At 73.7% G+C, this 4,810-nt stretch carries 3 protein-coding genes; all 3 read right to left on the reverse strand.

Annotated features, from left to right (window positions below):
• Window positions 1-504: 504 nt before the first annotated feature.
• A complete protein-coding gene (locus ACWF94_RS33570; RefSeq protein WP_453497310.1) occupies window positions 505-1,467 on the reverse strand; it encodes a D-2-hydroxyacid dehydrogenase family protein in 963 nt (320 codons plus the stop codon).
• 243 nt (window positions 1,468-1,710) lie between these two features.
• Window positions 1,711-2,499, reverse strand: a complete 789-nt coding sequence (locus tag ACWF94_RS33575) for an aminoglycoside adenylyltransferase family protein (protein WP_453497313.1) — start codon at window positions 2,497-2,499, stop codon at window positions 1,711-1,713.
• A 177-nt stretch (window positions 2,500-2,676) separates the two neighbouring features.
• The coding region (locus ACWF94_RS33580; protein WP_453497315.1) for a glycoside hydrolase family 31 protein at window positions 2,677-4,810 on the reverse strand (2,134 nt) is incomplete at its 5' end.

A 4,810-nucleotide genomic window follows, 5' to 3' on the forward strand; every position in this document is an offset into this window, starting at 1 on the left:
CGCCAGAGGCGCGAGCGGTGGGATCTGGTCATGGGTCCTCGTTCAGCAGAGCCACTGGGACAGAAGGTGGAACAGACGGTGTACGGACGCCGGCGGGCCCGGTCATGGTCCGGTGGGGTGTGCGTCGTGACACCGTGGTCTGCATCCTGAGAGGGGCCATGGGCCGCGATGGGTTGTCTCACCACTCGGACGCCGGGCATGGTTGTCCGGAAAGCGACCTGTGGAAGGGCAGAACAAGCCGTCGTTAGTCTGTGAGCTTCCTGTGCATATCCCGATGTGGTATCCACCGGCTGCGGGGAGGGGCGGGTCTGAGGTCCATGTCCATGGCCCGCAGTCCGGCGAAGCCACCGCGCCCGCCGGCCGGGGACGGCCATGGGGCGAACGGCCTTGCCCAGGGGCCGAACAGATCCCGGCCAGCCCGCCCACCGGCCCACCGCGAGACGCCCGTTGCCTGACGCCCGGTGCCCGCCTGGCCGGTCCGCGCCCGGCAGATCATCCGTCCGCTCAGGCCAGGACCCGGACCGGGCTTCCCGCGAGGTGGGCCGCGATGTTCTCGACGGCCTGCTGGAAGTACGTCTCATAGTTGCGCCGGGTCACATACCCCAGATGGGGCAGGGCGAGCAGCCGGGGCGCCGAGCGCAGCGGATCGTCCGGCGGGAGCGGTTCTGTCTCGAAGACATCGGTCCCGGCTCCGGCGATCCAGCCCTCGCGCAGCGCGGTGAGCAGGGCGGCCTGGTCGACGATCGCCGCGCGCGAGGTGTTGACGAGATACGCGGTGGGGCGCATCCGGCGCAGCTCGGGTGCGCCGATCAGGCCCCGGGTGCGGTCGCCGAGCACCAGATGGACGGAGACGAAATCGCTGCTCTCCAGCAGGTCTTCCTTGCTGGACGCCGCGACCGCCCCCGCATCGGCGGTCCGGCCCGCGTCGAGGTTCTGGCTCCACGCCATCACCTCCATCCCGAAGGCGGCGCCGATCCGGGCGACCTTCTGCCCGATCTTCCCCAGACCGAGCAGCCCGAGCCGCCGCCCGTGCAGATCGGCGCCCAGGGTGTGCTGCCAGGGCCCGCCATCGCGCAGCGCCCGGGCCTCGGGGACCACCTGGCGGGCGAGCCCGAGGATCAGCGCCCAGGTGAGTTCGGCGGGAGGTTCCGAGTTGCTGGCCGTGCCGCACACGGTGACGCCCCGGTCGGCTGCGGCCGTCAGATCGACGGACGCGTTGCGCATCCCGGAGGTGATCAGCAGGCGCAGCCGGGGCAGCCGGGCGAACAAGTCGGCGGGGAAGGGGGTGCGCTCCCGCATGACGACCACGATCTCGCTGTCGCCGATCGCCTCCACGAGCGCGTCCCGGGAGCCGAGGTGGGTGCCGATGAACCGCGTCTCGACCTCCGGGCCGAGACTCGCCCAGTCGGCCAGGGACGGCGCGACGCCCTGGTAGTCGTCCAGTACGGTGCAGCGCACTCTGGTCAACGCATCTCCCCGGGGCCGTCGGATGACGGCGAGCGTAGTACAGGGCCGGGCGCCGCCGGCCGGGTGTACGGACGGCCCTCTCCAGGGACGCCCCTCTCCAGGGACGCCCCTCTCCGGGGACGCCCTTCCCACGGGCGCGCGCCGGGCCTCACACGGCCGGGCGTACAGGACCCGCCGCCGGTACGCCCAGCCGCACGCGTCCGGGCGTACGGGACGACCGCCCCCCGGCCCGCCCCGCGCGCCTCACTCCACCGGTCGGGCTCCGGACCCGCCGCCGCTCGCGGTCAGCCGGCCGATCACCCCGGCCACCTCGTCGGCGTACGGCCGCAGCCGTGGCCCCAGATCGTCCCAGCGCTCCGCCTCGTTCCCGAGGTAGACGGCCCGCGCCCGGGCCAGCACGGGCCGGTGCGCGGCGGGCAGCCGGTCGAGCGCCCAGGCGGCAGCCGCGTCCTTGGAGAGGATCGTCCCGGTGGCGAGGGTCGCCCAGACGCGGGCGAGCGTCAGGACGACGTTCCGGGTGTCCTCCTCAAGATCGGCCAGCAGCTCCGGCACTCCGGCGGCGATCGCACGGCGCAGGTCGTCGTGCGGCACCGGGTCGAGCACCTGAGCCGGTGGCGGCCCCAGCAGCGCGGTGTTCCCGAGCAGCACCATCGTGATCAGGGGTGCCAGATCGGGGCTCGGCTCCGGGGAAGGCGTCCAGCCGCGCTCGTAGTCGTCGCGCAGCCACTCCCCGTACTGGAACTCGCAGACCGGCGGATAGCGCCACGGACGGATCTCCGACCGGACGACGACGGTCAGTTCGACGGGGCGCGGTTCGCCCCGCGCCGCACCCCCGCCGGAGATCTCCAGCAGCGCGTCGACAAGGGCCCGGCGCTCCGGCGCCGTCGTACGCCGCCGTGACACGACGAGCACGTCGATATCGCTGTACGGCCGCAGGCCGCCCAGCACGGCCGAGCCGTGCGCGTAGGCCCCGACGACATCCGGGCCGAACGTCCCCCGCACCAGGCGCACGACGCTCTCGGTCTGCGTCACCGAAACTCCTTCCGGGGCCCGGCCACGGCCGCCGCGCCACGGGGCGAGGCCCGTCGGCAGCGGGCCGGTCCGCCGGTCGCCCTACGAATGATCACGGCCTGGATGGTAGGAGCGCGGCCCGCCGGGAGCCAGCGAATTTCCGCACGGCGCGGTGAAGCGGAGCTGCCCCGGGATTCCTCACTCGCCCGCCGTGCCCGGTTCGGCGAAGACCGGCCGCAGGGACGGCCAGCGCGCCGCCCGCGCGTAGACCGGAATGGTGCCCAGGGGTGCCTCGCGCTCGATGACCCGGCCGCCGGTCAGCGGTTCGCCCGTCCAGGCGTCGACCCACGCGCCCTCGGGGAGATAGAGCCGGCGGACGGTGGCGCCCGGCTCGGTGACGGGGGCGATGAGCAGGTCGGCGCCGAGGAGGAACTGGTCGGGGAAGTCCCAGATACGGGGGTCGCCGGGGTGGTCGAAGAACAGGCCGCGCATCAGTGGTTTGTTCTCGGCGAGCCCGCGCCTCGTCTCCTCGGCGAGATATGGCACCAGGCGCTCGCGCAGCTTGGCGTAGCGGCGGAAGATCTCCGTCACCCGGGGTTCGCCCGAGCGCTCGGCGATGTTCCAGGGGGTGCGGTCGCGCAGTGGCAGCCGGTGGTGGTTGTACTCCGAGTGGTACTGCATGACGGGCACGAAGCACGAGAACTCGGTGGCGCGCAGATAGAGTTCCGCGCCCGGCACTTCGCCGGAGAAGCCTGCCAGGTCCCAGCCCCAGTAGACGATGCCGCAGGCGGAGGCGGTGATGCCCGCGTTGACCGAGTGGCGGTAGGCGTCCCAGGTGGAGTCCTCGTCGCCGGCCCAGAAGACGCCCGCGTTCTGGGAGCCGGTGAATCCGGCGCGGCTGAAGGTGACCGGGGGCTTGCCGGCCGCGCGGAGCAACTCGCCGTAGGCGCGCGGGTAGGCGACGGCGAAGAGGTTGTTGCCCTCGGCTCCCGTGGTGCCGTCGGCGTACCGGAGATCCGCGCCCCAGGCGTGCTCGCCGCCGTCGGTCTTGAAGCCGTCGACGCCGACCTCCTCCACCAGATAGCGGCGCTTGGCGAGCCACCAACATCGGGCCGCCGCGTCGGTGAGATCGGGCATCAGGGCGAGCGGGAACCACCAGCCCCGGTTGCGGTAGGGGCGGCTGCCGCCCTGTTCCCGGACCGTGTACCCGTGCTCGATGAGGGCGCGGGCGTCGGCGGCGGCCTGGCCGCGCGGCGCGGGCCGCGTCTTCATCAGCGGGATCTGCCACAGCAGCACTCTGATGCCGCGCCGGTGCAGTTCGCCGACCATGCCCTTGGGGTCGGGCCACGCCCCGTCGGCCGGGAACGCGAAGTCCGCCAGCCGGTGCGGGGAACCGTCCTCGCGGACCTCGTAGCGGGCGTCCCGGAAGGCGGTGAACGTCGACTCGTCGCTCCATGCCTCGATGACCAGCGCGCGTACGGGGATGTCCTCGTCGCGGTGCCGGTCCATCTCGGCCATCACCCGGGCCTGGGTGTTCCACTCGTTGCCGCTGGCCCACAGGCCGAACACCCACTCCGGCAGCTCCTCGGGGCGGCCCGCCTCGTCGAGGAAGGCCCCCAGGACCTCGCTCGGTGTGCCCGCGTAGCAGTGGGTGTCCAGGACCCCGTCGGCGCCGACCTCGGCCTCGATCCACAGCCGGTCGCCGTCGCTGGCGCCCACGTCGTACCAGGTGCGCCGGGACGTACGGACGTGGAAGCCCCAGCCGTCGCCGCCGATGACGAGCGCGAACGGCATCGGCAGATACGTACGGGTGGTGAAGCCCTGGCCCTTGTACTGCTCGAACACCTGGGCGTCGAGGACGGTGCCCCGCTGGTCGACGGCGTTGAACCGCTCGCCGAAGCCCACCACGTGCTCCGCCGCGTCGAGGCGCAGCGCGAACCGCACCCGCAGCGGTGTTCCGTCGGCGGCGGTGAGGGTACGGGCGCTGCCCGGGACCGGGCGGGCGGCGGGGCCACCGATCTCCAGCGCGGGGGCGCCGTCGCGCCAGACCGCCGGGGCCAGGGTGTGCCAGGGCGTGCTGCGGGTCCGGCCGTCGGTGTGGGTGGCGGTGAACCGGTAGCGGGCGCTCGCGCCCTCGGCCAGCGGCCCGGGGCGCACCACCCACCGCAGCCGGACCCCCCGGCCGGCGCCCGAGGCGGCTGCGGCCAGATGGCTGTCGCCGCCCCCGCCGCCGTCCCCGGCACCACCGGCCGCCCCGGCGGTCGCGATGAGCGCGGTGACGCCGTCGCCGGTGTCCCAGGAGCAGACGACGCCCACGACGGAGGGGCCGGTG

The sequence above is a fragment of the Streptomyces sp. NPDC055078 genome, assembly GCF_053607985.1.